Here is a 24,774-nt window from a genome sequence, read left to right on the forward strand (position 1 = left end):
CTCAGGAGAACCCCGCTGACCCGGCGGCGTGTTTGCCGTTGTTCCGTGTCAGTGGTGGCGCATTATAGGGAGTTATTCTGAGCTGACAAGAGGAAATTTAAAATAATTTTCCGAATGCGCGTTTTTTATTCTTTATGCTTATTTCAGCGTCGGTTTGTCGGTTAAATGGGCGATTTCTCGGGCGAAATTCGCCACTTGCTCCCAATCGGTGTAGACAACTTCTTTGCGCGTATCCGTTTCTCCGCCTGACATCTTCATAATCAGCTTGATCATAAAGCGGTCGTACCAACGATAACGAGGATAACGCAGCGCCCCGGCAATGACTGCACAGCGATCGGGACGCCATTGTGAGTTCATCAGAAACTTCCGCGCGTAGCTATTGGTCTGCACAGTACGCTTCTCCGGTTTGCGCGCCACCAGATTCACGGAGTAAAAGGCGCTCGGCATCGAGTTCAGCTGCGTCGCATGTTTTTTGACAAATTCCTGGAACGCAGAATGGTAGTGACCGTAGCGAATAGAAGCGCCAATAACCACGCGATCGTAGTTTTCCCACTGTGGCTCTTCAATGCGGTGCACATTAGCGACATCCGCCTGTATCCCCAGTTCTTTCAATTCCGAAGCCAGGTAGGAGGCAATCTCGCGCGTTTGTCCGTCCCTTGTTGAAAAAAGAATTAATGTTTTCACGTATTACTCCATCATTCACGCCAGAAAGTCGGGGTAAAGAGCACCAGCAATGTAAAGACCTCCAGACGACCAAACAGCATGTTGGCAATCAGGATCCATTTAGCCACCGGGTTCATACTGGTAAAGTTATCAGCAACCACGCCAAGCCCTGGCCCCAGGTTATTCAATGTCGCAACAACCGAGGCAAAGGCAGAAAAGTCATCCACGCCCGTGGCGATAATCGCCAGCATACTGACAATAAACACCAATGCATAGGCGGAGAAAAATCCCCAAACGGCTTCGAGGATACGTTCCGGCAGTGCGCGATTCCCCAGCTTAATGCTGTAGACGGCGTTCGGATGCACCAGTCGTTTCAGCTCACGGTTCCCCTGCTTGAACAGCAGCAGGATGCGGATCACTTTCAGGCCACCGCCCGTTGACCCGGCGCAACCACCGATAAAAGCAGAGCATAACAGCAGTACTGGCAAGAAGAGCGGCCAACGGGCAATGCTGTCTGTCGTAAATCCGGCAGTCGTCGCCATAGACACCACCTGGAAAAATGCCTGGTTAATCGTCATCAGCGCCGAACTGTAGACATTATGAAACCACAGAACGAGTGTACAAATAACCACCAGCGTAAACTGTACGCCGATAAACATGCGAAATTCCGGATCGCGCCAATAAACCTTCAGACTGCGCCCACTTAACAGCGAAAAGTGCAGACCGTAGTTACAGCCGGAGATTAGCAGGAAGATAGCAATGATGGTGTTAATCGTCGGGCTGTCGAAATAACCGACGCTGGCATCATGTGTCGAGAAGCCGCCGATGGCGATAGTCGCAAAGCTATGGCCGATGGCATCAAAAGCATCCATTCCGGCAAACCATAACGCCAGCGCACAGGCGACGGTCAGCAAGACATAAATCAGCCACAAGGTTTTCGCCGTTTCCGCAATACGCGGGCGCATTTTGTTATCTTTCAGCGGGCCGGGCATTTCCGCGCGATAGAGCTGCATCCCACCAACGCCGAGGATAGGCAGTATCGCTACCGCCAGCACGATGATCCCCATCCCGCCAAACCATTGCAGCATCTGGCGATAAAAAAGAATCGCATGAGGAAGTGAATCCAGCCCCACCAGCGTAGTGGCCCCGGTGGTGGTCAGGCCGGAGAAAGATTCAAAAAACGCATCGGTAATCGTGAGGTTCGGGCTTTCCGAGAAGATAAAAGGGAGCGCACCGACGCTACCCAGCACCGTCCAGAACAGCACCACAATCAGAAACCCTTCGCGGGATTTCAGTTCGCCCTTCTCTTTACGGTTCGGCCACCACAGCATAGAGCCAATGGCGAGGGCGACAAAAAAGGTCTGGGTAAAAGCGCGGCCTGCCCCATCCCGGTAGATGAGTGCTACCAGCCCAGGGATAATCATGGTCCCTGAAAATAAGATGACCAGTAGTCCAACGATTCGGGTAATGGCGCGAAAATGCATCTCTGCCGCTTCCTTAGTTCTGCAAAACGAAGTGGGGATTATTCTTCAATCGCTAACAATTGCAATGAACCACGGCTAAAATCCGCCAGCTTTGCGGAAAATTCAGCCACTTTCGCCGCCGGAAGCGCCACCCGCAGCAGAACGAATGCCTGATAATCACTGTTGATAATTTTGCCGCCACACTGCCCCAGCAACGCTTCAATGCCGGTTAACTGACTATATTCACATTGCAAAGTATATTCGGTTAATGGCGTCTTGCGTTGGGTCGTTAGCTGGCGCAGCGCCTGATTCACGCCACCGCCATACGCTTTCACTAACCCACCAGTGCCCAGCAAGATGCCGCCGTAGTAGCGCACCACCACAGCGGTAATTTCCCCGACGCCGCTGCCCATTAGTTGGGCGAGCATCGGTTTACCTGCCGTTCCTGCCGGTTCTCCATCATCAGAGAAACCCAGTTGTTGAGAATCATCCGGTGCGCCAGCTACCCACGCCACGCAATGGTGGCGGGCATCGGGGTGCTCTGCCCTTACCGATTCAACAAACGCTTTCGCCGCCTCGACGCCATCGGTATGTGCCAACAGCGTAATGAAGCGGCTCTTTTTGATCTCTTCAACAACCGTGACCGGTGCCGCAGGGATTAACCAGCTTTCCATCACGCCAGTTTCAGATCCCGGGTCATGTTTTCCACGTTGTTTTCGTGGATCACCACGTTGTCTTCGATACGAATGCCGCCGAACGGTTTCAGTGCTTCAATTTTCTGCCAGTTGAAATGTTTGCTGAACTGCCCTTCACGCCACGGCGCCAGCAACGATTCGATGAAGTAGATACCCGGTTCGATGGTTAAAACCATGCCTGGCTGGAGAATACGGGTGCAGCGCAGGTACGGATATTTTGCCGGTGCCGCGAGGTGCGTACCGCTATCATCCTGCATAAAACCGGCTACGTCATGCACCTGCAGACCAAGCGGATGGCCAATACCGTGCGGCATAAACGGTCCGGTGAGATCGTTTTCGACCATCGCTTCTTCACTCATATCGGTGATGATTTGATGTTTACGCAGCAGTTTGGCGATGCGTTGATGGAACTGGATGTGGTAATCCACATAGCTGACGCCCGCTTTCATGGTGGCGATCAGTGCCAGTTGTTCATCATTTACGTCTTTCACCAGCTGTGCATAGTCGTTGTCGCTTTTTGCCGACCAGGTACGGGTCAGGTCAGCCGCATAGCCGTTATATTCTGCCCCGGCATCCAGCAGGAAGCTGCGCATCTCTTCCGGCGCCTGATGATCCAGTTTGGTGTAATGCAGCACCGCAGCATGTTCGTTAAGCGCCACAATGTTGCTGTAAGGCACGTCGGTATCACGATGACCGGTCGCGGTCAGATAGGCAATATTGATATCGAACTCGCTCATGCCAGAACGGAAGGCTTCTTCCGCCGCGCGATGACCGTTGACCGCCATTTTCTGCGCTTCACGCATACAGGCCAGTTCGTACTCGGTTTTGAAGGAGCGGTAGTAATGCAGGTAGTCGATAACCCCTTTCGGGTTGATATTACTGGCCTCAATACCCAGTTGCAGCGCACGTTCCGGCACCGGACCGATATAACCGATATTGCCGCGCGCAGCAGGCAGCAGGCTACCAATGCCATCGGCTTTCGGCAGCGCGATCACTTCCACATCTTCAGTCCAGAAGGAGGTCGGCAGCGGTTCGACGTTGTGCCAGTAATCAACCGGCAGATAAAACCACAGTTTCGGCTTGTTCACGCCATCCACCAGCAGCCAGCAGTTTGGCACCTGAGTTACCGGCACCCACGCTTTGAATTGCGGGTTCACTTTAAACGGATAGGGATGATCGTCGAGAAAAACGTTGAATAGCTCGCCGGAGTGAATAAGTAATGCATCCAGCTTGAAACGCGCCAGCGCATCGCGAGTCCGTTCCTGTAAGGTAGCTATATGATTTTTATAGAGCGAGGCCAGTGATTCCATTTTTTACCCTTCTGTTTTTTTGACCTTAAGTCTCCGCATCTTAGCACAACGTTAATACAGAGCGTGATTTCTGCCGAGCGTGATCGAATCGGCATTTCTTTAATCTTTTGTTTGCATATTTTTAACACAAAATACACACTTCGCTTCATCTGGTACGACCAGATCACCTTGCGGATTCAGGAGACTGACATGCTTTACAAAGGCGACACCCTGTACCTTGACTGGCTGGAAGATGGCATTGCCGAACTGGTATTTGATGCCCCAGGCTCAGTTAATAAACTCGACACTGCGACCGTCGCCAGCCTTGGCGAGGCCATCGGTGTGCTGGAACAGCAATCAGATTTAAAAGGGCTGCTGCTGCGTTCGAACAAAGCAGCCTTTATCGTCGGTGCTGATATCACCGAATTTTTGTCCCTGTTCCTCGTTCCCGAAGAACAGTTAAGCCAGTGGCTGCACTTTGCCAATAGCGTGTTTAATCGCCTGGAAGATCTGCCGGTGCCGACCATTGCTGCCGTCAACGGCTATGCGCTGGGCGGTGGCTGCGAATGCGTGCTGGCGACCGATTATCGTCTGGCGACGCCGGATCTGCGTATCGGTCTGCCGGAAACCAAACTGGGCATCATGCCGGGCTTTGGCGGCTCCGTGCGTATGCCACGTATGCTGGGCGCTGACAGTGCGCTGGAAATCATTGCCGCCGGTAAAGATGTCGGCGCGGATCAGGCGCTGAAAATCGGTCTGGTGGATGGCGTAGTCAAAGCAGAAAAACTACTTGAAGGCGCAATGGCGATTTTACGCCAGGCCATTAACGGCGACCTCGACTGGAAAGCGAAACGTCAACCGAAGCTGGAACCGCTAAAACTGAGCAAGATTGAAGCCACCATGAGCTTCACCATCGCTAAAGGGATGGTCGCGCAAACGGCGGGGAAACATTATCCAGCCCCCATCACCGCAGTAAAAACTATTGAAGCGGCTGCCCGTTTTGGCCGTGAAGAAGCCTTAAACCTGGAAAACAAAAGTTTTGTCCCGCTGGCGCACACCAACGAAGCTCGCGCACTGGTCGGCATTTTCCTTAACGATCAATATGTAAAAGGCAAAGCGAAGAAACTCACCAAAGACGTTGAAACCCCGAAACAGGCCGCCGTGCTGGGCGCAGGCATTATGGGCGGCGGTATCGCTTACCAGTCCGCGTGGAAGGGCGTGCCGGTTGTCATGAAAGATATCAACGACAAGTCGTTAACCCTCGGCATGACCGAAGCCGCGAAACTGCTGAACAAGCAGCTTGAGCGCGGCAAGATCGATGGTCTGAAACTGGCTGGCGTGATCTCCACAATTCACCCAACGCTCGACTACGCCGGGTTTGACCGTGTGGATGTTGTGGTAGAAGCGGTTGTTGAAAACCCAAAAGTGAAAAAAGCCGTGCTGGCAGAAACCGAGCAGAAAGTTCGCCCGGATACCGTGCTGGCTTCTAATACTTCAACCATTCCTATCAGCGAACTGGCCAATGCGCTGGAACGCCCGGAAAACTTCTGCGGGATGCACTTCTTTAACCCGGTGCACCGGATGCCGTTGGTGGAAATTATTCGTGGTGAGAAAAGCTCCGACGAAACCATCGCGAAAGTCGTCGCCTGGGCGAGCAAGATGGGCAAGACGCCGATTGTGGTGAACGACTGCCCCGGCTTCTTCGTTAACCGCGTACTGTTCCCCTACTTCGCCGGATTCAGCCAGTTGCTACGCGACGGCGCGGACTTCCGCAAAATCGACAAAGTGATGGAAAAACAGTTCGGCTGGCCAATGGGTCCGGCATACCTGCTGGATGTCGTGGGGGTTGATACCGCGCACCACGCTCAGGCCGTGATGGCAGCAGGCTTCCCGCAGCGGATGCAGAAAGATTATCGCGATGCCATCGACGCGCTGTTTGATGCCAACCGCTTTGGTCAGAAGAACGGCCTCGGTTTCTGGCGTTATAAAGAAGACAGCAAAGGTAAGCCGAAGAAAGAAGAAGACGCCGCCGTTGACGACCTGCTGGCAGAAGTCAGCCAGCCGAAGCGCGATTTCAGTGAGGAAGAGATTATCGCCCGCATGATGATCCCGATGGTCAACGAAGTGGTGCGCTGTCTGGAAGAGGGCATTATCGCCACTCCGGCAGAAGCGGATATGGCGCTGGTCTACGGCCTGGGCTTCCCTCCGTTCCACGGCGGCGCGTTCCGCTGGCTGGACACCCTCGGCAGCGCGAAATACCTCGATATGGCACAGCAATATCAGCACCTCGGCCCGCTGTATGAAGTGCCGGAAGGTCTGCGTAATAAAGCACGTCATAACGAACCGTACTATCCCCCGGTTGAGCCAGCCCGTCCGGTTGGCGACCTGAAAACGGCTTAAGGAGTCACAATGGAACAGGTTGTCATTGTCGATGCAATTCGCACCCCGATGGGCCGTTCGAAGGGCGGTGCTTTTCGTAACGTGCGTGCGGAAGATCTCTCCGCTCATTTAATGCGTAGCCTGCTGGCGCGTAATCCGGCGCTGGAAGCGGCTGCTCTCGATGATATTTACTGGGGCTGTGTGCAGCAAACGCTGGAGCAGGGTTTTAATATCGCCCGTAACGCGGCGCTGTTGGCAGAAGTGCCGCACTCTGTCCCGGCAGTTACCGTCAATCGCTTGTGTGGTTCATCCATGCAGGCACTGCATGACGCAGCACGAATGATCATGACCGGCGATGCGCAGGCATGTCTGGTTGGCGGCGTGGAGCATATGGGCCATGTGCCGATGAGTCACGGCGTTGATTTTCACCCCGGCCTGAGCCGCAATGTCGCCAAAGCGGCGGGCATGATGGGCTTAACGGCAGAAATGCTGGCGCGTATGCACGGTATCAGCCGTGAAATGCAGGATGCCTTTGCCGCGCGATCACACGCTCGCGCCTGGGCCGCCACGCAGTCGGGGGCATTTAAAAATGAAATCATCCCGACCGGTGGTCACGATGCCGACGGCGTCCTGAAGCAGTTTAATTATGACGAAGTGATTCGACCGGAAACTACCGTGGAAGCCCTCGCCACGCTGCGTCCGGCGTTTGATCCAGTCAGCGGTACGGTAACGGCGGGTACATCTTCTGCGCTCTCCGATGGCGCAGCTGCCATGCTGGTAATGAGTGAAAGCCGCGCCCGTGAATTAGGTCTTAAGCCGCGCGCCCGTGTGCGTTCGATGGCGGTTGTTGGTTGTGATCCGTCGATTATGGGTTACGGCCCGGTTCCGGCCTCTAAGCTGGCGTTGAAAAAAGCGGGGCTTTCTGCCAGCGACATCGGCGTGTTTGAAATGAACGAAGCCTTTGCCGCGCAGATCCTGCCGTGTATTAAAGATCTGGGACTGGTGGAGCAAATTGACGAGAAGATCAACCTCAACGGTGGCGCGATCGCGCTGGGTCATCCGCTGGGTTGTTCCGGTGCGCGTATCAGTACCACGCTGCTGAATCTGATGGAACACAAAGACGTTCAGTTTGGTCTGGCGACGATGTGTATCGGTTTGGGTCAGGGTATTGCGACGGTGTTTGAGCGGGTTTAACCACTTGCCGGATGCGGCGTGAACGCCTTATCCGGTCTACCGATCCGGCACCAATTGTAGGCCTGATAAGACGCGACAGCGTCGCATCAGGCACTGTTTGCCGGATGCGACATAGATCTAAATGCCACTGATAAAGTTTTAGTTGCCGTTCTTCCCGCCTGTCAGGGGCGGGTTTTTTATGGCTTAGATAAACGCAAACGCATCTCCAAACAGGCGATCTTCCCGCGCATTACGCTCACTGCAAAACAGGTCACGGGCTATTTTCGCCATCTCAAAACGTCCGGCAATGTAGATATCATGCTCTGCCAGCGTACCGTGATCCTGCAATACCGCCGTTAACACTGTGCCAGTACGCCCACGCCAGCCCGCTTCCGGTTGTTCAACCACCGGCACCACTTGCAAACCTGGATGCTTAAGCGAAAGCGCCTCAAGCTCGGAGAGATCATAAAGATGCTGCTCTTCACGCCCGCCCCAGTAAATGGTGATATCACGATTGGGATTACGCGCCAGCGCCGTCAGCAAAATCGAGCGCGCATAAGAGAAACCGGTGCCGCCCGCAATCAGAATCATTGGACGTTCTTCATCATCGCGCAGCCATGCCTCACCGTGCGGAATATCGACCACGATTTGATGATCTTTAAGAATGCGGTCCATGACTGCTTTCGCGTAAAGGTTGATTTCAGAAGCGCCAATATGCAGCTCAATGAAACCTTTTTCATCCGGCGTCGAGGCCATTGAGAACGGGCGTTTATCGCGTTCGTCCATCACTACCATCAAATACTGACCAGCACGAAAAGAAAAGGCCGCGTCTGGCACGATTCGGACACGATATACAGTATCCGTGATAGCTTCTACCGAGGTCACTTTACAGCTTAAGGTTGTCATGCGCTTTCTCTGTCGGATCGATAAATAGGGCAATACAAACGCGCCTCAGGCGCTTTTACCGTTGTTAAAAATAGCCAGCTCATCCCAGATTGCGTCAATACGCGCGACAACGTCCGGATCTTTTTTGATAGGACGCCCCCACTCGCGCTGGGTTTCCCCTGGCCATTTATTCGTGGCATCCAGCCCCATTTTTGAACCCAGCCCGGAAACAGGCGAGGCAAAATCCAGATAATCAATGGGCGTGTTTTCAACCAGCACCGTATCCCGCGCTGGGTCCATACGGGTAGTAATCGCCCAAATCACATCGTTCCAGTCGCGTGCGTTGACATCATCATCGCAAACGATCACAAATTTTGTGTACATAAACTGGCGTAAAAACGACCAGACGCCCATCATGACGCGCTTCGCGTGCCCGGCGTATTGCTTTTTGATCGTCACGACCGCCAGACGATAAGAGCAACCTTCCGGCGGAAGGTAGAAATCGACAATTTCCGGGAATTGTTTTTGCAGAATCGGCACGAACACTTCGTTCAACGCCACGCCCAGTACCGCAGGTTCATCCGGCGGGCGACCAGTATAGGTGGAGTGGTAAATCGCATCTTCACGCTGAGTAATATGCGTCACGGTAAATACCGGGAAACTATCGACTTCGTTATAGTAACCGGTGTGGTCGCCATACGGCCCTTCTGGCGCCGTTTCGCCTTGTTCGATATACCCTTCCAGCACAATTTCCGCACTGGCGGGCACTTCAAGGTCATTGGAGATACACTTCACCACTTCGGTCTTGGTGCCGCGCAGCAATCCGGCAAACGCATACTCTGAAAGTGTATCCGGAACGGGGGTGACTGCACCGAGAATAGTAGCGGGATCAGCACCCAGCGCCACAGAAACCGGGAAACGTTCACCCGGATGCGCCGCACACCACTCCTGGAAATCCAGCGCACCGCCGCGATGCGACAACCAGCGCATAATCAGTTTATTTTTACCAATCAACTGTTGACGATAAATACCCAGATTCTGCCGCTCTTTGTGCGGGCCACGCGTTACGGTCAACCCCCAGGTAATCAGCGGCGCGGCATCTTCCGGCCAGCAGGTCATAATGGGAATGCGGTTAAGATCGACGTCCTCGCCGGAGACGATTTTTTGCTGACAAGGCGCACCACGTAACCGTTTCGTTGGCATGTTCAACACCTGTTTAAACTGCGGCAGTTTATCAAACAGGTCGCGGAAACCTTTTGGCGGCTCCGGCTCTTTCAGAAACGCCAATAATTTACCGACTTCACGCAGCGCCGAAACATCTTCCTGCCCCATGCCCATCGCTACACGCTTAGGCGTACCGAACAGGTTACACAGCACCGGCATTGAGTACCCTTTAGGGTTTTCGAACAACAGCGCAGGCCCACCGGCGCGCAAAGTGCGGTCAGCAATTTCAGTGATTTCCAGATGCGGATCCACCGGGAGCGTGATACGTTTTAGCTCACCCTGCTGTTCAAGCAGCGTCAAGAAGTCGCGTAAATCGTTATATTTCATGGCGTCCATTGTAGCCTCTTAATCTGCGCCCATTATACGGCGTTCATCTTCGCGATGCTGTAAATTTGTTAAATTAGCGTGAACTCAGGCGCTATAACGCAAACCGGGGAATATAATTAACTTAACGCATCGCTTTTGCTATTCTTGCGCCCCGATTAAACGGATAAGAGTCATTATGCAATCCTGGTATTTACTGTACTGCAAGCGCGGGCAACTTCAACGTGCCCAGGAACACCTCGAAAGACAGGCCGTTAATTGCCTGGCGCCGATGATCACCCTGGAAAAAATCGTGCGTGGCAAACGTACCGCAGTCAGTGAGCCGTTGTTCCCCAACTACCTGTTTGTGGAATTTGATCCAGAAGTGATTCATACCACTACCATCAACGCTACACGTGGCGTCAGCCACTTCGTGCGCTTTGGTGCATCGCCAGCGATAGTCCCATCGGCAGTGATTCATCAGCTGTCTGTGTATAAACCGGAAAACATTGTCGATCCGGCAACACCATACCCAGGTGATAAGGTGATTATTACCGAAGGCGCATTCGAAGGTTTTCAGGCCATTTTCACCGAGCCTGACGGCGAGGCACGCTCCATGCTATTGCTTAATCTTATCAATAAAGAAATTAAGCACAGCGTGAAGAACACCGAGTTCCGCAAACTCTAGAACGCAATCCCAAACAGTGTTTTGACATTCGCATCTGTGGTAGCCGCCAGCCACGCAGCATCCTCCCCTCGCCAGTATGCAATACGTTGCAGAATATGGGGCAGATACGCAGGCTCGTTACGCCGTGATGATGGCTTTGGCGTGAGATCGCGCGGGAGCAAATACGGCGCATCGGTTTCGATCAGCAATTTCTCCGCAGGAATAAGTGGCAACAGATCACGCAATTCCTGCCCTCGTCGTTCATCGCAAACCCAACCTGTAATGCCGATATAAATTCCACGCGCCACGCACGCCTGCATCTCTTCGCGTGTGCCGGTAAAGCAATGAAGAACCGCACCAGGAAGTTTATCCAGCCACGGCTCCAGCAATGTCATAAACCGCTCGTGGGCATCGCGACAGTGCATAAATACCGGCATGTTTAATTCTGCGGCAATACGTAGCTGGGCAACAAAAGCACGTTCCTGCTCTTCCGGCGTAGAAAAGTTGCGGTTAAAGTCGAGCCCACACTCACCAATCGCCACCACTTCTGGCAGCGCGGCCAGCTCAATAATCGCTTCTTCGGTTGCAGCTTGCCACTGGCTGCTGTCATGAGGATGCACGCCCGCCGTTGACCAACAGTGCGGATACTGACGCGCCAGTTTTTGCGCCTGCTGGCTTTCTCGCAGGTTAGTGCCGGTGATAAGTAGCCCATCAACTCCCGCGCCAAAAGCGCGCTCTACAACATCATCACGGTCTTTCGCAAATTGCGAACCGGTCAAATTAACGCCGATATCAAACATCCTGCACTCCATATGACAACCGCCCTGACGGGCGGTTGAATTTATTCTTCAGTTTTTTCGCTTTCAGCGTCGTTTTCTTCTTCCCGGTTTCGGCCTTTACCAACGTAAAAGCGTGAGAAGAAGACACCGATTTCAAACAGGCAGTACATCGGAATCGCCAACAGCGTTTGCGAGAAGACATCCGGCGGCGTCAGCAGCATCCCGACGACGAATGCGCCAACCAGCACATACGGGCGTTTTTTGCGTAAGTCTTCTGGCGAGGTGATCCCCATCCAGCACAGCAGCACAATGGCAACCGGCACTTCAAACGAAACACCAAATGCCATAAACAACGCCATAACGAAGCTTAAGTAGCTGGCGATGTCGGTGGATACCTGTACCCCTTCCGGCGCAGTATTGGCGAGGAAGCCAAATGCCAGCGGAAAGACCACAAAGTAGGCGAACGCCATACCGATATAAAACAGCAGAGAGCTGGAAACCAGCAGCGGCACCACCAGGCGACGCTCATGCTTATACAACGCCGGGGCGATAAACGCCCACACCTGATAGAGAATCACCGGCGCTGACAGAATCAGCGACACCATAAAAGTCAGCTTGATCGGCGTAAAGAACGGTGAGGCCACATCGGTGGCGATCATCGTTGAACCTTGCGGCAATTGCTTGATCAACGGCGCGGATACCAGGTGATAGATATCATTGGCGAAATAGACCAGGCACAGAAATATCACGATCACCGCGATAATGCAGTTCAGCAGACGCTTACGCAGCTCAATCAGATGCGTGATAAGCGGTTGAGTATCTTCTACAGACATGTTTACGGTTTATCACTCGACGAAGGGGAAGGTGCAGCGGTTTTTGGTTCAGCGTCCGCAGCAGGTTTTACCACCGGCTCTGGCGTGGTTTCTGGCTTCTGTTCCGGCGAACTGGCCTGCGTTTGTGCAGAGGCAGGGGTTACTCCCTCATGCGCAGCTTCATTATCTTTCACCACCGGGTTATGGATGGTGTGCGCTTCATCGCTCGCCTTTTCAGGATCGTTTGCAACATAGGAACGCTTCATCGATTCCGCAGCCTGGCGCAGTTCATCCATTGACGCTTTCAGTTCAGGCGTCAGGTTGGTCAGGCTTGCCTTTTCAACCTTTTTCAGGCTGTCCTGAAACTCCTGGAGTTTTAACTCCTGAGTCAGTTCGTTCTGCACCGTTGTCGCCAGTGAACGCAACGCGCGAATCCAGCCCGCTACCGTTTTTACCGCCACAGGCAGTCGTTGCGGCCCCAGAACGACGAGGCCGATGATGAACACCAATAGCAGTTCGCTAAAACCGATATCAAACACGGATTACACCTGCTCTTTATCGTGGCGCTTTGCGTCTTCTGTTTTAGCCTGTTCCTGATTCGTATCCGCCTGCTTATCGGCGATAGTTTTCGCAGTAAAATCAGCATCCTGACTGGTTTTATCCTGCTTTGGTTCATCATCGCTCATTGCTTTTTTAAAGCCTTTGATCGACGCACCAAGATCGGAACCGATGGAGCCGAGCTTTTTGGTGCCAAAAAGCAGTACAACGATGACGGCAATAATCAATAACTGCCAAATACTGATACCACCCATACATGTTCCTCTGTGGTAGATGATGATTAAACAAGGCCGCATTATACGTTACACGGCCCGCCTTGAGCGATGAAAAAATCAGCGTGTTTTGCGCCAACCGACAAACCAGGCGATCAGACCACCTGCCATTAACCAGCCGGGCATCAGCCCCCATTCAGGTCGGTTGACCAACAAGAATGTGCCGCTTAATACTAACGTCGCGCCAATTCCGAGAAAATAACGCGATTGTCCCTGACGTACATGATTTGACTGAAGCTCGCGGGCAATCTTATCAACACTGTGCTGTAAATACTTGCCCTGGCGCAAACTGTCGTAAACCAGTTCAGGCAGTTCTGGCATTTTTTCGACCCAGAACGGCGCTTTTTCTTTAAATGCTCTCACCAGCGCAGGAATACCGACCTGATCTTTAATCCACGACTCCAGGAAAGGCTTCGCCGTTTTCCATAAATCGAGCTGCGGATAAAGCTGGCGTCCTACCCCTTCGATGTAGAGCAAGGTTTTCTGGAGTAACACCAGTTGCGGCTGTACTTCCATATTGAAGCGACGCGCCGTATTAAACAGATTTAACAGCACATGTCCAAACGAAATTTCGGCCAGTGGTTTCTCAAAGATTGGTTCACAGACAGTACGAATAGCAAATTCGAACTCTTCAACGTTGGTATCTGGCGGCACCCAGCCAGAATCAACGTGCAGCTCTGCCACTTTGCGATAATCGCGGTTAAAGAAGGCGATAAAGTTTTCTGCCAGATAGCGTTTATCTTCTTTGTTTAGCGAGCCAACAATCCCGCAATCAATGCCGATATATTTCGGGTTTTCCGGGTGTTCATAGCTTACGAAGATATTGCCAGGGTGCATATCGGCATGGAAAAAGCTGTCGCGAAAGACCTGAGTGAAGAACACCTGCACGCCGCGTTCAGCCAGCAATTTCATGTTGGTGCCGTTTTTCTCCAGCGCCGCAACATCAGACACCGGAATGCCGTAAATGCGCTCCATCACCATCATCCCTTCACTGCAATAGTCAGGGTAAACCTCCGGGATGTAGAGCATCGGGCTATTTTCGAAATTACGCCGAAGCTGAATGGCGTTGGCAGATTCCCGCAGCAAATTCAGTTCATCAATCAACGTCTTTTCGTACTCGCGCACCACTTCGGTTGGACGCAGACGGCGACCATCCGGCAGTAAACGCGGCACCCAACGCGCCAGACGATAGATGAGTTTCAGATCCGCTTTTATGACCGGCAAAATATCCGGGCGAATGACTTTAATCACCACCTCTTTGCCATTCGATTTCAGCCGCGCAGTATGTACCTGTGCAACGGAAGCCGATGCCAGCGGCTTAATGTCAAAATCATCAAACCACGCTTCCACCGGCAGACCGCCCATCGCCGCTTCAATTTGTGCTTTCGCCAGTTCGCCGTCAAAAGGCGCGACTTTATCCTGCAAGAGCGCCAGTTGGTCAGCAATATGCGGCGGAAAAAGGTCACGGCGGGTCGATAGCATCTGTCCAAACTTGATCCATACCGGACCCAGTTCTTGCAGCGCCAGTCGCAGTCGTTCACCTAATGGTTTGTCTTTATGCCGATTCGGCATCCAGAATAACGAGTATCGCCATAACCGCAACGGCAAAGTGATACGCATTTTAGGGATCAGTTCATCAAGTCCGTAACTTAAAAAAGTGCGAATGATGAAATACAGGCGCCGTACTTCACCTGGCGTCATTAAACTGCCTCCAGTTTTTCCAGCCGTTTGGTTAGCGCATCGACAGCACGTTCAACGGCGGATGTCTCTTCCGCAAACCAGGCCACTTCAAGCGGACCAGGTGCCATACGCCACTCTTCAGTAATGGCTTCAGCCACGTAGCGTTGCTGGCGTTTAATACCGTGATGCAGGAACTTCGCGCCACCACGCAGGGCTTTGCTGATGCCTTCGGCGGCGATATCACCCGTATAAGGTGCCAGCAGTTCAGCAGGGTCGAACTCCGCCAGATCTGCCAGCGCAACAAAGTTTTGCACCACCTGAATATCGCCCTGCACTTCCAGCTCACCACTGCGAATCAGTGCAGCAAGCTGCTGGCGATCGCGAAGTTTCGGCAACACGCTGGCATAAGCGATAACAGTGCAGTCAGCATCGCCTGCCCATTCTCCCAGTACATCGACCTGACGTTCGCTGAACACCAGAATCAACGATGTCGAAAAGCCTTTTACCTCCACGCGCAATACTTTACCCAGCAGACGCGAGCGGGCGGTTTTCAGCGCGGGTGAGCGATACAGGAAGGTGTTGAGCAGACTTTCGATTCCTGCCGTCACTAAAGGTTTAAAAGGCATTTCCGGTCTCCTGTCAGAACTTATAACCACGATGCAGCGCCACAACGCCAGCCGTCAGGTTGTAATAATCGACACTTTCGAATCCGGCATCTTGCATCATGGCTTTCAGAGTATCCTGATCGGGATGCATACGGATGGATTCAGCCAGATAACGGTAGCTGTCGGCGTCATTCGCGACTAGCGAGCCAATACGCGGCAGAACATGGAAGGAGTAAGCGTCATAAGCTTTGCTTAATGGTTCGATAATCGGTTTCGAGAACTCAAGCACCAGCAGGCGGCCGCCGGGTTTCAGCACGCGATACATTGAACGCAGTGCTTTATCTTTATCGGTGACGTTACGCAGACCAAACGAAATGGTGATGCAATCAAAGGTGTTATCCGGGAACGGCAGCGCCTCGGCGTTCGCCTGAACATACTCAACGTTGCCAATCACGCCGATATTACGCAGTTTCTCGCGCCCCATTTTGAGCATGGATTCATTGATATCGGCGAGGACTACCTTGCCAGTTTCACCGACCAGGCGGGAGAATTTCGCTGTCAGGTCGCCGGTGCCGCCAGCCAGATCCAGCACAGTTTGCCCACGGCGTACGCCGCTGCAATCGATCGTGAATCGCTTCCACAAACGATGAATACCAAATGACATCAAATCATTCATGACATCGTATTTCGATGCCACGGAATGGAAAACGTGGGCGACCATATCCGCTTTTTGCTCTTTCGCGACGGTCTGAAAACCAAAGTGCGTCGTTTCTTGTGACTTATCCACCATCTCAATGCCTGCTCATCAAAAAATTGTTCCAGAAGTGTAACAGATTGGGCGTCGATGCCCTAGATTTCTACCCGGCGTAACTACCCCCAATGGGCTAGCGCGACTGCTGATTATATTCATCATCGCGTTGATAAGCTTCATCATTCGGCTGCCCCGGAACCGACCGCAGTCGATACTCTTCATCCTGACTCACCGCCTGTTCAGCCAAATCCGGATTAATCTCGCGTTTAATTTCTACCCCTAAACCGCGAAACGCTTCTGCCTGCGCCAGCACATTTCCGCGACCTGAAGAGAGTTTTTTCATTGCCTGACGATAGTTATCCTGCGCTTTGTCCAGACTTTGACCGATCGCTGACATATCATCGACAAACAAACGCATCTTGTCGTACAGCTTGCTGGCGCGATCGGCGATTTGCTGGGCGTTGCGACTTTGATGCTCATAACGCCACAGGTTGGCGATAGTACGCAACGCCACCAGCAGCGTGGTCGGGCTAACCAGCATGATATTGTTTTTCAACGCTTCTGTTATCAGCTCCGGCTGGCGATCAAGCGCCAGTAAAAACGCAGGTTCGACGGGGATAAACATCAGCACGTAATCCAGCGTTCTTAGCCCTGGTAGCTGTTGATAATCTTTACGCCCCAGCAAGCGGATATGGTTACGCACCGACGCGATATGCTCCTGCAATGCGCTTTCGCGAGTGTAGTCGTCTTCTGCATTGAAGTAGCGTTCATAGGCGACCAGCGTCATTTTGGCGTCGATCACCACGTCTTTCCCCTGCGGTAGCCGCACGATGACATCCGGCTGCATCCGCGAGCGGGCGTCATTTTCGATGCTGACCTGGGTTTCATATTCATACCCTTCGCGCAGACCGGAAGCCTCCAGCACGCGCGTCAATACCACTTCGCCCCAGTTGCCCTGGGTTTTATTGTCACCTTTCAGCGCACGCGTCAGGTTGATTGCCTCCTGGGCCATTTGCGCGTTGAGCTGCTGGAGATTGCGAATTTCGTGGGTCAGGGTATGGCGTTCTTGTGCTTCTTTACCGAAGCTGTCCTGAACCTGACGGCGAAAACCGTCCAGTTGTTCACGCAGCGGCGACAACAGGCTGTTCAGGCTCTGACGGTTTTGCTCATCAACCCGGCGATTGCTGTGCTCAAAAATACGGTTGGCGAGGTTTTCAAATTGCTCGCTCAAACGCTGCTCGCTGTTAATCATCTGGCGAATTTTATCGTCAGCGTGTTGCTGTGCGGCCTCCATCCGCGTGGTCACTTCACGCAGATCAGCCTCCAGAGAGGTGTTAATACTTTGCAGGCTGCGCACTTCGTTATTGAGCAATTCACACTCTGCGCGCCAGTGCTCGCTTTGGGTAATTTGTTGTTTTGCCGCGCTTAACTCCGCGACCATCTCTTCACGTTCAGCTAATTGCTCGGCTTTTTGCTGCGCGTGCTGATAACTGGCAAACAGCCAGCCGATGGCCACACTGACCAGCGCAATAATGGCATAAACAATGATTGAGAAATCCACAAAGCCTCCTGACGCAACAACTTACCCGCACAAAATAGAATTGTGCTGTACAAACGTCCAGTTGGAAAGGCATTTCCTGCGAGGCGCTACGCAAAAATACAAAAGGCCGAACGCGTCGGCCTTCAGACAGGAGAAGAGAATTACAACAGACGGCGCGCCGCTTCCACCACGATTTTCACCGCATGGCTTTCAGTTTGTTTCATCGTCTCAGCATTCGGGATCTCTTGCTGGGTACGGTTAACGATAACGCCCGCCACCATACCAGCACGCAGGCCCTGGCTTGCACACATGGTCAGCAGAGTCGCAGATTCCATTTCATAGTTCATCACGCCCATCGCCTGCCACTCTTCCATAGAACCTTTAAAGTGACGGACTACGCGACCAGAGTAAGTATCGTAACGTTCCTGACCTGGATAGAAGGTATCAGAAGAAGCAGTCACGCCAACGTGAGTCGTCGCGCCAATGGATTTCGCTGCTTCAACCAGCGCAGTCGTACATTCGAAATCAGCGACAGCCGGGAACTCCAGCGGTGCGAAGTGCAGGCTCGCGCCATCCAGACGAACAGACGCCGTGGTAACCAGTACATCACCAACATTAATATGCGGCTGAATAGCGCCAGTTGTACCGATACGCAGGAAGGTGCGAATGCCCAGCTGTGCCAGTTCTTCAACGGCAATAGAAGTAGACGGGCCGCCGATACCGGTAGAGCAGACAATAACAGGTTTACCATCCAGCTCTGCACGCCAGGTGGTGAATTCGCGGTGAGATGCCAGCTTAACCGGCTTATCCATCAGCGCGGCGATCTTTTCCACACGATCCGGGTCGCCAGGGACGATGGCAAGCGTAGCCCCTTGTAAATCGTTTTTAGTGAGGCCGAGATGAAAAACATCAGACTTGGACATATACAACTCCTCTGTGAATCGGTTTAGTCAGAAGAAGCAAAAAGGTACTTTACCGAAGGGATTAAGATTTTTTCGTGATAATCATCACTATGATGCAAATGTGTTGCATACATTTACTCATCAAAAGTGACTTAAATCACATAATTTACTCTTAAGTCAGTAAGGCCGCTTAAAAGATGAGCCATTTGAGGCAATGTGAATTGTTGCACGCTGACTATAGTTAACATTGCGCAAAATTTTTATAAGGGTACGGAGAATACCATGACAACAACACAACACTCTGGATTTGCACCTGCTGCATCCCCCCTCGCCTCGACCATCGTTCAGACTCCGGACGATGCGATTGTGGCAGGGTTCACCTCTATCCCTTCACAAGGGGATAACATGCCTGCTTATCATGCCCGTCCAAAACAGAACGATGGCCCACTACCAGTGGTCATTGTAGTGCAGGAAATTTTTGGCGTGCATGAACATATCCGTGACATTTGTCGCCGTCTGGCGCTGGAGGGGTATCTGGCTATCGCACCAGAACTCTACTTCCGCGAAGGTGATCCGAATGATTTCGCCGATATTCCCACGTTGCTAAGCGGTCTGGTAGCAAAAGTGCCTGACTCACAGGTGCTGGCCGATCTCGATCATGTCGCCAGTTGGGCGTCCCGCAACGGCGGCGATGTCCATCGTTTAATGATTACCGGATTTTGCTGGGGCGGACGTATCACCTGGCTATATGCCGCGCATAACCCGCAACTAAAAGCGGCAGTGGCGTGGTACGGCAAACTGACAGGCGGTAAGTCGCTGAACTCACCGAAACAACCCGTTGATATCGCGACCGATCTCAACGCGCCGGTTCTCGGCTTATATGGCGGTCAGGATAACAGCATTCCGCAGGAGAGCGTCGAAACCATGCGTCAGGCGCTGCGGGCAGCAAACGCGAAAGCGGAGATTATCGTGTACCCGGATGCCGGTCATGCGTTTAACGCCGATTATCGCCCGAGCTATCATGCCGAGTCTGCGAAAGACGGTTGGCAGCGTATGCTGGAATGGTTTAAGCAGTATGGTGGGAAGAAGTCGCTGTAATGAGAAAAGACCGGGTGGTATTACCACCCGGTTTGGAGTTTATCCCCGACGCAAATTCTGCGCCGCCTGCACCATGTTCGCCAGTGCCGCGCGGGTTTCTGGCCAGCCGCGCGTTTTCAGGCCGCAGTCCGGGTTGACCCACAGGCGCTCTGCCGGAATGCGTTTTGCCGCTTTCTTCAGCAGGGCTTCAATCCATTCCACGCTCGGTACGTTTGGCGAGTGAATGTCATAGACGCCTGGACCGATTTCATTCGGATAATCAAACTCTTCGAATGACTCCAGCAACTCCATGTCGGAACGCGAGGTTTCGATAGTGATGACGTCAGCATCCAGCGCCGCAATCGAATCCATGATGTCGTTGAACTCGCAATAACACATGTGAGTGTGGATCTGCGTTTCATCCTTCGCCACGGCGGCGTTGATACGGAAAGCTTCCACGCCCCACTGGAGATAGGCGTCCCAGTCGCTGCGACGCAGCGGTAAACCTTCGCGCAGCGCCGGTTCATCAATCTGGATGATGCCAATTCCAGCGGCTTCCAGATCGGCCACTTCATCACGCAGCGCCAGCGCAATTTGTTTGGCAATGGTTTCACGGCTGACGTCTTCGCGCGGGAATGACCAGCAAAGAATGGTCACCGGGCCGGTCAGCATCCCTTTTACCGGTTTGTCGGTCAGCGATTGCGCATACTTCGCCCACTCCACGGTGATCGGTGCCGGGCGGCTAACGTCACCAATAACAATCGGTGGCTTCACGCAGCGGGAACCGTAGCTCTGTACCCAACCGTTTTGCGTAAAGACAAAACCGTCGAGGTGCTCACCAAAGTATTCCACCATGTCATTACGCTCAGCCTCGCCATGTACCAGCACATCCAGTCCTAAACGTTCCTGCTCAACAATGGCCTGCTTGATATGTTCCGCAATGCCCGTGCGGTAGTTGTTGGCGTCGAGATTACCCTTTTTGAAATCCAGACGCAGGGTACGAATTTCCGTGGTTTGCGGGAAGGAACCAATCGTGGTGGTCGGCCAGGCTGGCAGTTTAAAACGCGCACGCTGGGCTTCAGCACGCACTTCATAAACGTTCGCACGCTGGCTGTCCTGGGCGGTAATCGCCGCCAGACGCTTTTCTACCGCCGGATTATGTACGCGGGTAGAGTGACGACGCGCCTGAATCGGGGCGCTCCACTCTGCCAGAGCTGCCGTATCACCACTGTTCAGCGCATCGCGCAGTAGAGCCAGTTCATGACATTTTTGCAGGGCGAAGGCAAACCAGCTTTTCACTTCTGCATCAAGACGCGTTTCCACGCTCAGGTCGATAGGGCTATGCAGCAGCGAGCAGGAAGATGCCACCCACAAATCACGTTTGCCGACAATGTCTTTAATTTGTGCATATTTCTCGGTGAGATCGGCGCGCCAGACGTTACGACCATTGACCAGTCCGGCAGACAGCAGCCAGTCAGAAGGCAGGCGCTTGTGCAGTTCTGCTACATCATCTTTGCCATGAATGAGGTCGACATGCAGACCCTGAACAGGCAGCGCCGTAATCGTGTCGAGGTTTGGCGTTACACCTTCAAAATAGGTGGTCAGCAGCAGTTTCACCTGGCCCTGGAGCGCGTCGTAGGCGGGTTTGTATGCGTCCAGCCACGCCTGCGGCAGTTCCAGCACCAGCGCCGGTTCATCAATCTGTACCCACTCGATGCCGCGTTTTGCCAGCTCTGCCAGCACTTGCTGATAAACCGGCAGAATGTCGTTCAGCAGGCTAAGGCGGTCAAACTGTTCACCTTTCACTTTCCCCAGCCACAGCCAGGTAACCGGCCCCAGCAGCACAGGCTTAACGTTGTGGCCCAGCGCCAGCGCCTCGTCCACTTCCTCCAGCAGCTGCGTCCAGGTCAGTTTGAACTGTTGGCCTTTAACGAATTCCGGCACCATGTAGTGATAGTTGGTGTTAAACCATTTGGTCATTTCTGCCGCCGCCGCAGGTTCACCAGTTGGCGCACGACCGCGACCAATACGGAACAGGGTGTCGATATCCACCGAACCGTCTTTATTCTGATGACGCGCCGGAACGTTACCCAGCAGCAGGCTGGTGGTCAGAACATGATCGTACCAGGCAAAATCGCCCACCGGCAGCAGGTCGATACCCGCCTGCTTTTGTTGATCCCAGTGACGAGCACGCAATTCACGCCCTACTGCCAGTAATTCTTCACGCGTGGAGTTCCCCGCCCAATAACTTTCTTGCGCTTTTTTCAGCTCGCGACGCAGGCCAACGCGAGGGAAACCGAGGGTGTGATTAAGAATTGTCATTATATGCCCCTTATGGAATTTTTAGCATTTAGCCGTCCAGATGTTTACACATCCATAATTGGCGGTTACTGTATATTCCTCAAGCGCAAATTATTCATGCCGAAGTGAAGGACTTTCATGATCGAAGTAAAACACCTGAAAACGCTACAAGCGTTGCGGAATTGCGGCTCGCTCGCAGCCGCTGCGGCGACGTTGCATCAGACGCAATCCGCCCTGTCTCACCAGTTTAGCGATCTGGAACAACGCCTTGGCTTCCGGCTATTTGTGCGTAAAAGCCAGCCGCTACGTTTTACGCCGCAGGGAGAAATCCTATTGCAACTGGCAAACCAGGTACTGCCGCAAATCAGTCAGGCACTGCAAGCCTGCAATGAACCGCAGCAAACGCGCCTGCGTATTGCCATTGAGTGCCATAGCTGTATTCAGTGGCTGACACCCGCGTTAGAAAATTTCCATAAGAACTGGCCGCAGGTCGAGATGGATTTTAAATCAGGCGTAACGTTTGACCCGCAGCCTGCGTTGCAGCAGGGCGAGCTGGATCTGGTGATGACCTCCGATATTCTGCCGCGCAGTGGCCTGCATTATTCGCCGATGTTCGATTATGAGGTGCGTCTGGTGTTAGCACCTGACCACCCACTGGCGGCGAAAACGCGAATCACACCGGAAGATCTCGCCAGCGAAACGCTGCTGATTTATCCGGTGCAGCGCAGCCGACTGGATGTCTGGCGCCATTTTCTTCAGCCGGCAGGCGTCAGCCCGTCACTGAAAAGCGTCGATAACACCTTATTGTTGATTCAGATGGTTGCCGCGCGGATGGGTATTGCCGCTCTGCCGCATTGGGTGGTGGAGAGTTTTGAGCGCCAGGGTCTGGTGGTGACCAAAACCCTGGGCGAAGGCCTGTGGAGCCGACTATACGCCGCCGTGCGCGATGGCGAGCAGCGTCAGCCAGTGACAGAAGCGTTTATTCGCTCGGCACGCAATCACGCCTGCGATCATCTGCCGTTTGTAAAGAGCGCGGAGCGACCCACTTCCGATGCACCCACAGTGAGGCCAGGATCACCAGCGCGCCTGTAATAAACGTTGGCCAGTTCGGCTGTTGATGCCAGATAGCCAGGTTAACCAGCAGCCCTGCCGGAACGTGCATATTATTCATAATACCCAGCGTTCCGGCGTCCACCTGCGTCGCGCCGTAGTTCCACATAAAGTAGCCAATCCCTGAAGCCACCACGCCAAGAAATACCAGAATGCTCCATTGCAGCGTTGTTTCCGGCATTTTCTGCGTATTGCCCAGCAAGAACCATGCAATCACCGCCACCAGGAACGCGCCGAGATAGAACCACGCAAAGGCGTTGTGCTGCGGCATCGGGCGGGTTTCCATCAGGCGTTTATAACCCACCATGCCAATCGCAAAGGTGATATTGGAGAGCTGCACCAGCAGCAGGCCAGTCCAGAAATGGTCGGTGACCTGATCATAGCGAATAATCCCGGCACCAATCACCGCCAGTAACGCGCTGAACGCATAACCCCAGCGCAGACGACGTCTGCTCATAATGTCATAAATCAGCGTGATGTAGAGCGGCGTCAGCACGGTAAACAGCAGCAGTTCAGAGACCGTCAGGTAGAGATAGGCGCGGAAACTCAGCATATACATAATGCCAAGTTGCATCGCGCCCACCAGCATATACAGGCCAATGGTTTTCAGGCTATTGCCACGGGTACGCAGAAACGGCAGAAAAACGAGTGCCGCCAGACCAACGCGTACCAGCACCGAAAAATAGCTGTCGACGTGCCCCGCAAGGTACTCGCCATAAAAGCTAAAGGAGAAGGCCCACAGAATCGTGGTGATGATAAGTAGCGCCACAATGGAAAACTCTTTGATTAACGAGTATCCATTGTAGCGAAGTATTAGGTTGACAACTGACCAAATAAAGAACGATTACGATAAATAGAGCTTACGCAGATAATGCGGCACCGCGTCTTCGGCGTTAGTGCCAATCACTTCCAGCTCCGGATGCAGATCTTTCAGGCGCTGGTGCGCACTGCCCATAATGCAGCCTTTCCCCGCCATCGACAGCATTTCGGCGTCGTTCATCCCGTCACCAAACGCAATGCAATCCTTCAGACTGTAGCCCAATTTCTTCGCCACCGCTTCCAGCGCATGACCTTTAGAAACGCCGCCAGCCATCACTTCCAGACAAGTCAAAGTAGAGAAACTGACGTTGACGCGATCGCCCCAGCGAGCATTGATTGCTTGCTCCAGCGGTAACAATTTTTCATGGGAGTCGCAGGTGAAGAACACTTTGCTGACGCCTTCCGGCTCCAGCAAACCCGGCTCATACAGCGCATATTTAAATACTGCTTCTTTAAAAAAGCGCATCTCCTCCGGACGGTGGCGATTCATAAACCATTCATCATCACGATAAACATTAGTAATGATGTCCGGGTTGTCGTTGACCACGCCAAACAGGTCGCTGGCAATGTCATGATCCAGGTTATGCGCGAAAATCAGATTACCATCCAGATCGTGCACGCGCGCGCCATTGGAGGTAATCATGTAAGACTTAATCTCCAGATTATCGCGAATCTGACCCACGTCGACGTGGTGGCGACCCGTCGCAAACACAAAGTTGATGCCACGCGCGGTGAGCAGTTTCAGGGTTTCTTTGGCGTAAGGGGATAACGTATGGTCGGGAGAAAGTAACGTACCATCTAAATCAGACGCAACAACCTGATACATA

At 53.0% G+C, this 24,774-nt stretch carries 23 protein-coding genes; 5 read left to right on the plus strand and 18 right to left on the minus strand.

Annotation, left to right across the window (positions count from 1 at the left end; genetic code table 11):
• Positions 1-138: 138 nt before the first annotated feature.
• Genes hemG through pepQ form a run of 4 tightly spaced genes read right to left on the minus strand, consistent with a single transcriptional unit; the run spans position 139 to position 4,131 of the window.
• A complete protein-coding gene (hemG, locus tag A7Z06_RS18955; protein WP_000853955.1) occupies positions 139-684 on the minus strand; it encodes a menaquinone-dependent protoporphyrinogen IX dehydrogenase in 546 nt (181 codons plus the stop codon).
• Between the two features lie 11 nt (positions 685-695).
• Positions 696-2,147 carry a Trk system potassium transporter TrkH gene (trkH, locus tag A7Z06_RS18960; RefSeq protein ID WP_000545680.1) on the minus strand — a complete coding sequence of 484 codons (1,452 nt, stop codon included), beginning with the start codon at positions 2,145-2,147 and terminating at the stop codon, positions 696-698.
• A gap of 38 nt (positions 2,148-2,185) precedes the next feature.
• The gene (locus A7Z06_RS18965; protein ID WP_001353706.1) at positions 2,186-2,800 is read right to left on the minus strand and encodes an IMPACT family protein; all 615 of its coding nucleotides are present in this window, start codon (positions 2,798-2,800) and stop codon (positions 2,186-2,188) included.
• Entirely contained in the window at positions 2,800-4,131 is a 1,332-nt protein-coding gene (gene pepQ, locus A7Z06_RS18970; protein WP_000444561.1) for a Xaa-Pro dipeptidase, read from the minus strand. The genes A7Z06_RS18965 and pepQ overlap by 1 nt, the downstream gene beginning before the upstream one ends.
• Positions 4,132-4,320: 189 nt before the next feature.
• Between pepQ and fadB the strand changes: the two genes are divergently transcribed.
• Complete coding sequence (fadB, locus tag A7Z06_RS18975) at positions 4,321-6,510, plus strand: fatty acid oxidation complex subunit alpha FadB (protein ID WP_000965921.1); 2,190 nt, start codon at positions 4,321-4,323, stop codon at positions 6,508-6,510.
• A gap of 9 nt (positions 6,511-6,519) precedes the next feature.
• Positions 6,520-7,683, plus strand: a complete 1,164-nt coding sequence (gene fadA, locus A7Z06_RS18980) for an acetyl-CoA C-acyltransferase FadA (protein ID WP_000438750.1) — start codon at positions 6,520-6,522, stop codon at positions 7,681-7,683.
• A 183-nt stretch (positions 7,684-7,866) separates the two neighbouring features.
• On the opposite strand, the gene fre is transcribed toward fadA, so the two are convergent.
• Together fre and ubiD are read right to left on the minus strand one after the other, a co-directional pair.
• Positions 7,867-8,568 carry an NAD(P)H-flavin reductase gene (fre, locus tag A7Z06_RS18985; RefSeq protein WP_001306785.1) on the minus strand — a complete coding sequence of 234 codons (702 nt, stop codon included), beginning with the start codon at positions 8,566-8,568 and terminating at the stop codon, positions 7,867-7,869.
• Positions 8,569-8,613: 45 nt separating this feature from the next.
• Positions 8,614-10,107 (minus strand): 4-hydroxy-3-polyprenylbenzoate decarboxylase, encoded by a 1,494-nt coding sequence (ubiD, locus tag A7Z06_RS18990; protein WP_000339815.1) that lies wholly within the window; start codon positions 10,105-10,107, stop codon positions 8,614-8,616.
• Between the two features lie 166 nt (positions 10,108-10,273).
• Between ubiD and rfaH the strand changes: the two genes are divergently transcribed.
• Positions 10,274-10,762 (plus strand): transcription/translation regulatory transformer protein RfaH, encoded by a 489-nt coding sequence (gene rfaH / locus A7Z06_RS18995; RefSeq protein WP_001192393.1) that lies wholly within the window; start codon positions 10,274-10,276, stop codon positions 10,760-10,762.
• Here the strand turns inward: rfaH and tatD are convergent.
• The 9 genes from tatD to udp all read right to left on the minus strand — a co-directional run bounded on the left by tatD (position 10,759) and on the right by udp (position 18,661).
• Positions 10,759-11,541 carry a 3'-5' ssDNA/RNA exonuclease TatD gene (gene tatD, locus A7Z06_RS19000; protein WP_010345108.1) on the minus strand — a complete coding sequence of 261 codons (783 nt, stop codon included), beginning with the start codon at positions 11,539-11,541 and terminating at the stop codon, positions 10,759-10,761. The genes rfaH and tatD overlap by 4 nt on opposite strands.
• Before the next feature lie 41 nt (positions 11,542-11,582).
• Complete coding sequence (gene tatC, locus A7Z06_RS19005) at positions 11,583-12,353, minus strand: Sec-independent protein translocase subunit TatC (protein WP_000109945.1); 771 nt, start codon at positions 12,351-12,353, stop codon at positions 11,583-11,585.
• A gap of 2 nt (positions 12,354-12,355) precedes the next feature.
• Complete coding sequence (gene tatB, locus A7Z06_RS19010) at positions 12,356-12,871, minus strand: Sec-independent protein translocase protein TatB (protein ID WP_000459598.1); 516 nt, start codon at positions 12,869-12,871, stop codon at positions 12,356-12,358.
• Positions 12,872-12,874: 3 nt separating this feature from the next.
• Positions 12,875-13,144 (minus strand): Sec-independent protein translocase subunit TatA, encoded by a 270-nt coding sequence (gene tatA / locus A7Z06_RS19015; RefSeq protein WP_001295260.1) that lies wholly within the window; start codon positions 13,142-13,144, stop codon positions 12,875-12,877.
• A gap of 78 nt (positions 13,145-13,222) precedes the next feature.
• Positions 13,223-14,863: a ubiquinone biosynthesis regulatory protein kinase UbiB gene (gene ubiB, locus A7Z06_RS19020; RefSeq protein ID WP_000187537.1), complete on the minus strand. Its 1,641-nt coding sequence runs from the start codon at positions 14,861-14,863 to the stop codon at positions 13,223-13,225.
• Positions 14,863-15,468 (minus strand): ubiquinone biosynthesis protein UbiJ, encoded by a 606-nt coding sequence (gene ubiJ, locus A7Z06_RS19025; RefSeq protein WP_001116106.1) that lies wholly within the window; start codon positions 15,466-15,468, stop codon positions 14,863-14,865. The genes ubiB and ubiJ overlap by 1 nt, the downstream gene beginning before the upstream one ends.
• Before the next feature lie 13 nt (positions 15,469-15,481).
• A complete protein-coding gene (gene ubiE / locus A7Z06_RS19030) occupies positions 15,482-16,237 on the minus strand; it encodes a bifunctional demethylmenaquinone methyltransferase/2-methoxy-6-polyprenyl-1,4-benzoquinol methylase UbiE (RefSeq protein ID WP_000227958.1) in 756 nt (251 codons plus the stop codon).
• A gap of 94 nt (positions 16,238-16,331) precedes the next feature.
• Positions 16,332-17,759, minus strand: a complete 1,428-nt coding sequence (rmuC, locus tag A7Z06_RS19035) for a DNA recombination protein RmuC (RefSeq protein ID WP_000347689.1) — start codon at positions 17,757-17,759, stop codon at positions 16,332-16,334.
• 140 nt (positions 17,760-17,899) lie between these two features.
• On the minus strand, positions 17,900-18,661 hold the full coding sequence (udp, locus tag A7Z06_RS19040) for a uridine phosphorylase (RefSeq protein WP_000045177.1): 762 nt from the start codon (positions 18,659-18,661) through the stop codon (positions 17,900-17,902).
• A gap of 261 nt (positions 18,662-18,922) precedes the next feature.
• Here udp and A7Z06_RS19045 point away from each other — a divergent pair, with 261 nt between their 5' ends.
• Positions 18,923-19,738 carry a dienelactone hydrolase family protein gene (locus A7Z06_RS19045; protein WP_105279541.1) on the plus strand — a complete coding sequence of 272 codons (816 nt, stop codon included), beginning with the start codon at positions 18,923-18,925 and terminating at the stop codon, positions 19,736-19,738.
• Between the two features lie 39 nt (positions 19,739-19,777).
• Here A7Z06_RS19045 and metE read toward each other — a convergent pair whose 3' ends face one another.
• A complete protein-coding gene (gene metE, locus A7Z06_RS19050) occupies positions 19,778-22,039 on the minus strand; it encodes a 5-methyltetrahydropteroyltriglutamate--homocysteine S-methyltransferase (protein WP_000153923.1) in 2,262 nt (753 codons plus the stop codon).
• 117 nt (positions 22,040-22,156) lie between these two features.
• Between metE and metR the strand changes: the two genes are divergently transcribed.
• Positions 22,157-23,110 carry an HTH-type transcriptional regulator MetR gene (metR, locus tag A7Z06_RS19055; protein ID WP_000573620.1) on the plus strand — a complete coding sequence of 318 codons (954 nt, stop codon included), beginning with the start codon at positions 22,157-22,159 and terminating at the stop codon, positions 23,108-23,110.
• Here the strand turns inward: metR and bioP are convergent.
• Positions 22,998-23,897, minus strand: a complete 900-nt coding sequence (gene bioP, locus A7Z06_RS19060) for a biotin transporter (RefSeq protein WP_001196252.1) — start codon at positions 23,895-23,897, stop codon at positions 22,998-23,000. The two genes, metR and bioP, sit on opposite strands and share 113 nt — an antisense overlap.
• Positions 23,898-23,972: 75 nt before the next feature.
• Positions 23,973-24,773 carry a sugar/pyridoxal phosphate phosphatase YigL gene (yigL, locus tag A7Z06_RS19065; RefSeq protein WP_000285344.1) on the minus strand — a complete coding sequence of 267 codons (801 nt, stop codon included), beginning with the start codon at positions 24,771-24,773 and terminating at the stop codon, positions 23,973-23,975.
• Between the last annotated feature and the right edge of the window lies 1 nt (position 24,774).

The sequence above is a fragment of the Escherichia sp. MOD1-EC6819 genome (assembly GCF_002965765.1).
In the GTDB taxonomy this organism is placed as follows: Bacteria; Pseudomonadota; Gammaproteobacteria; order Enterobacterales; family Enterobacteriaceae; genus Escherichia; species Escherichia ruysiae.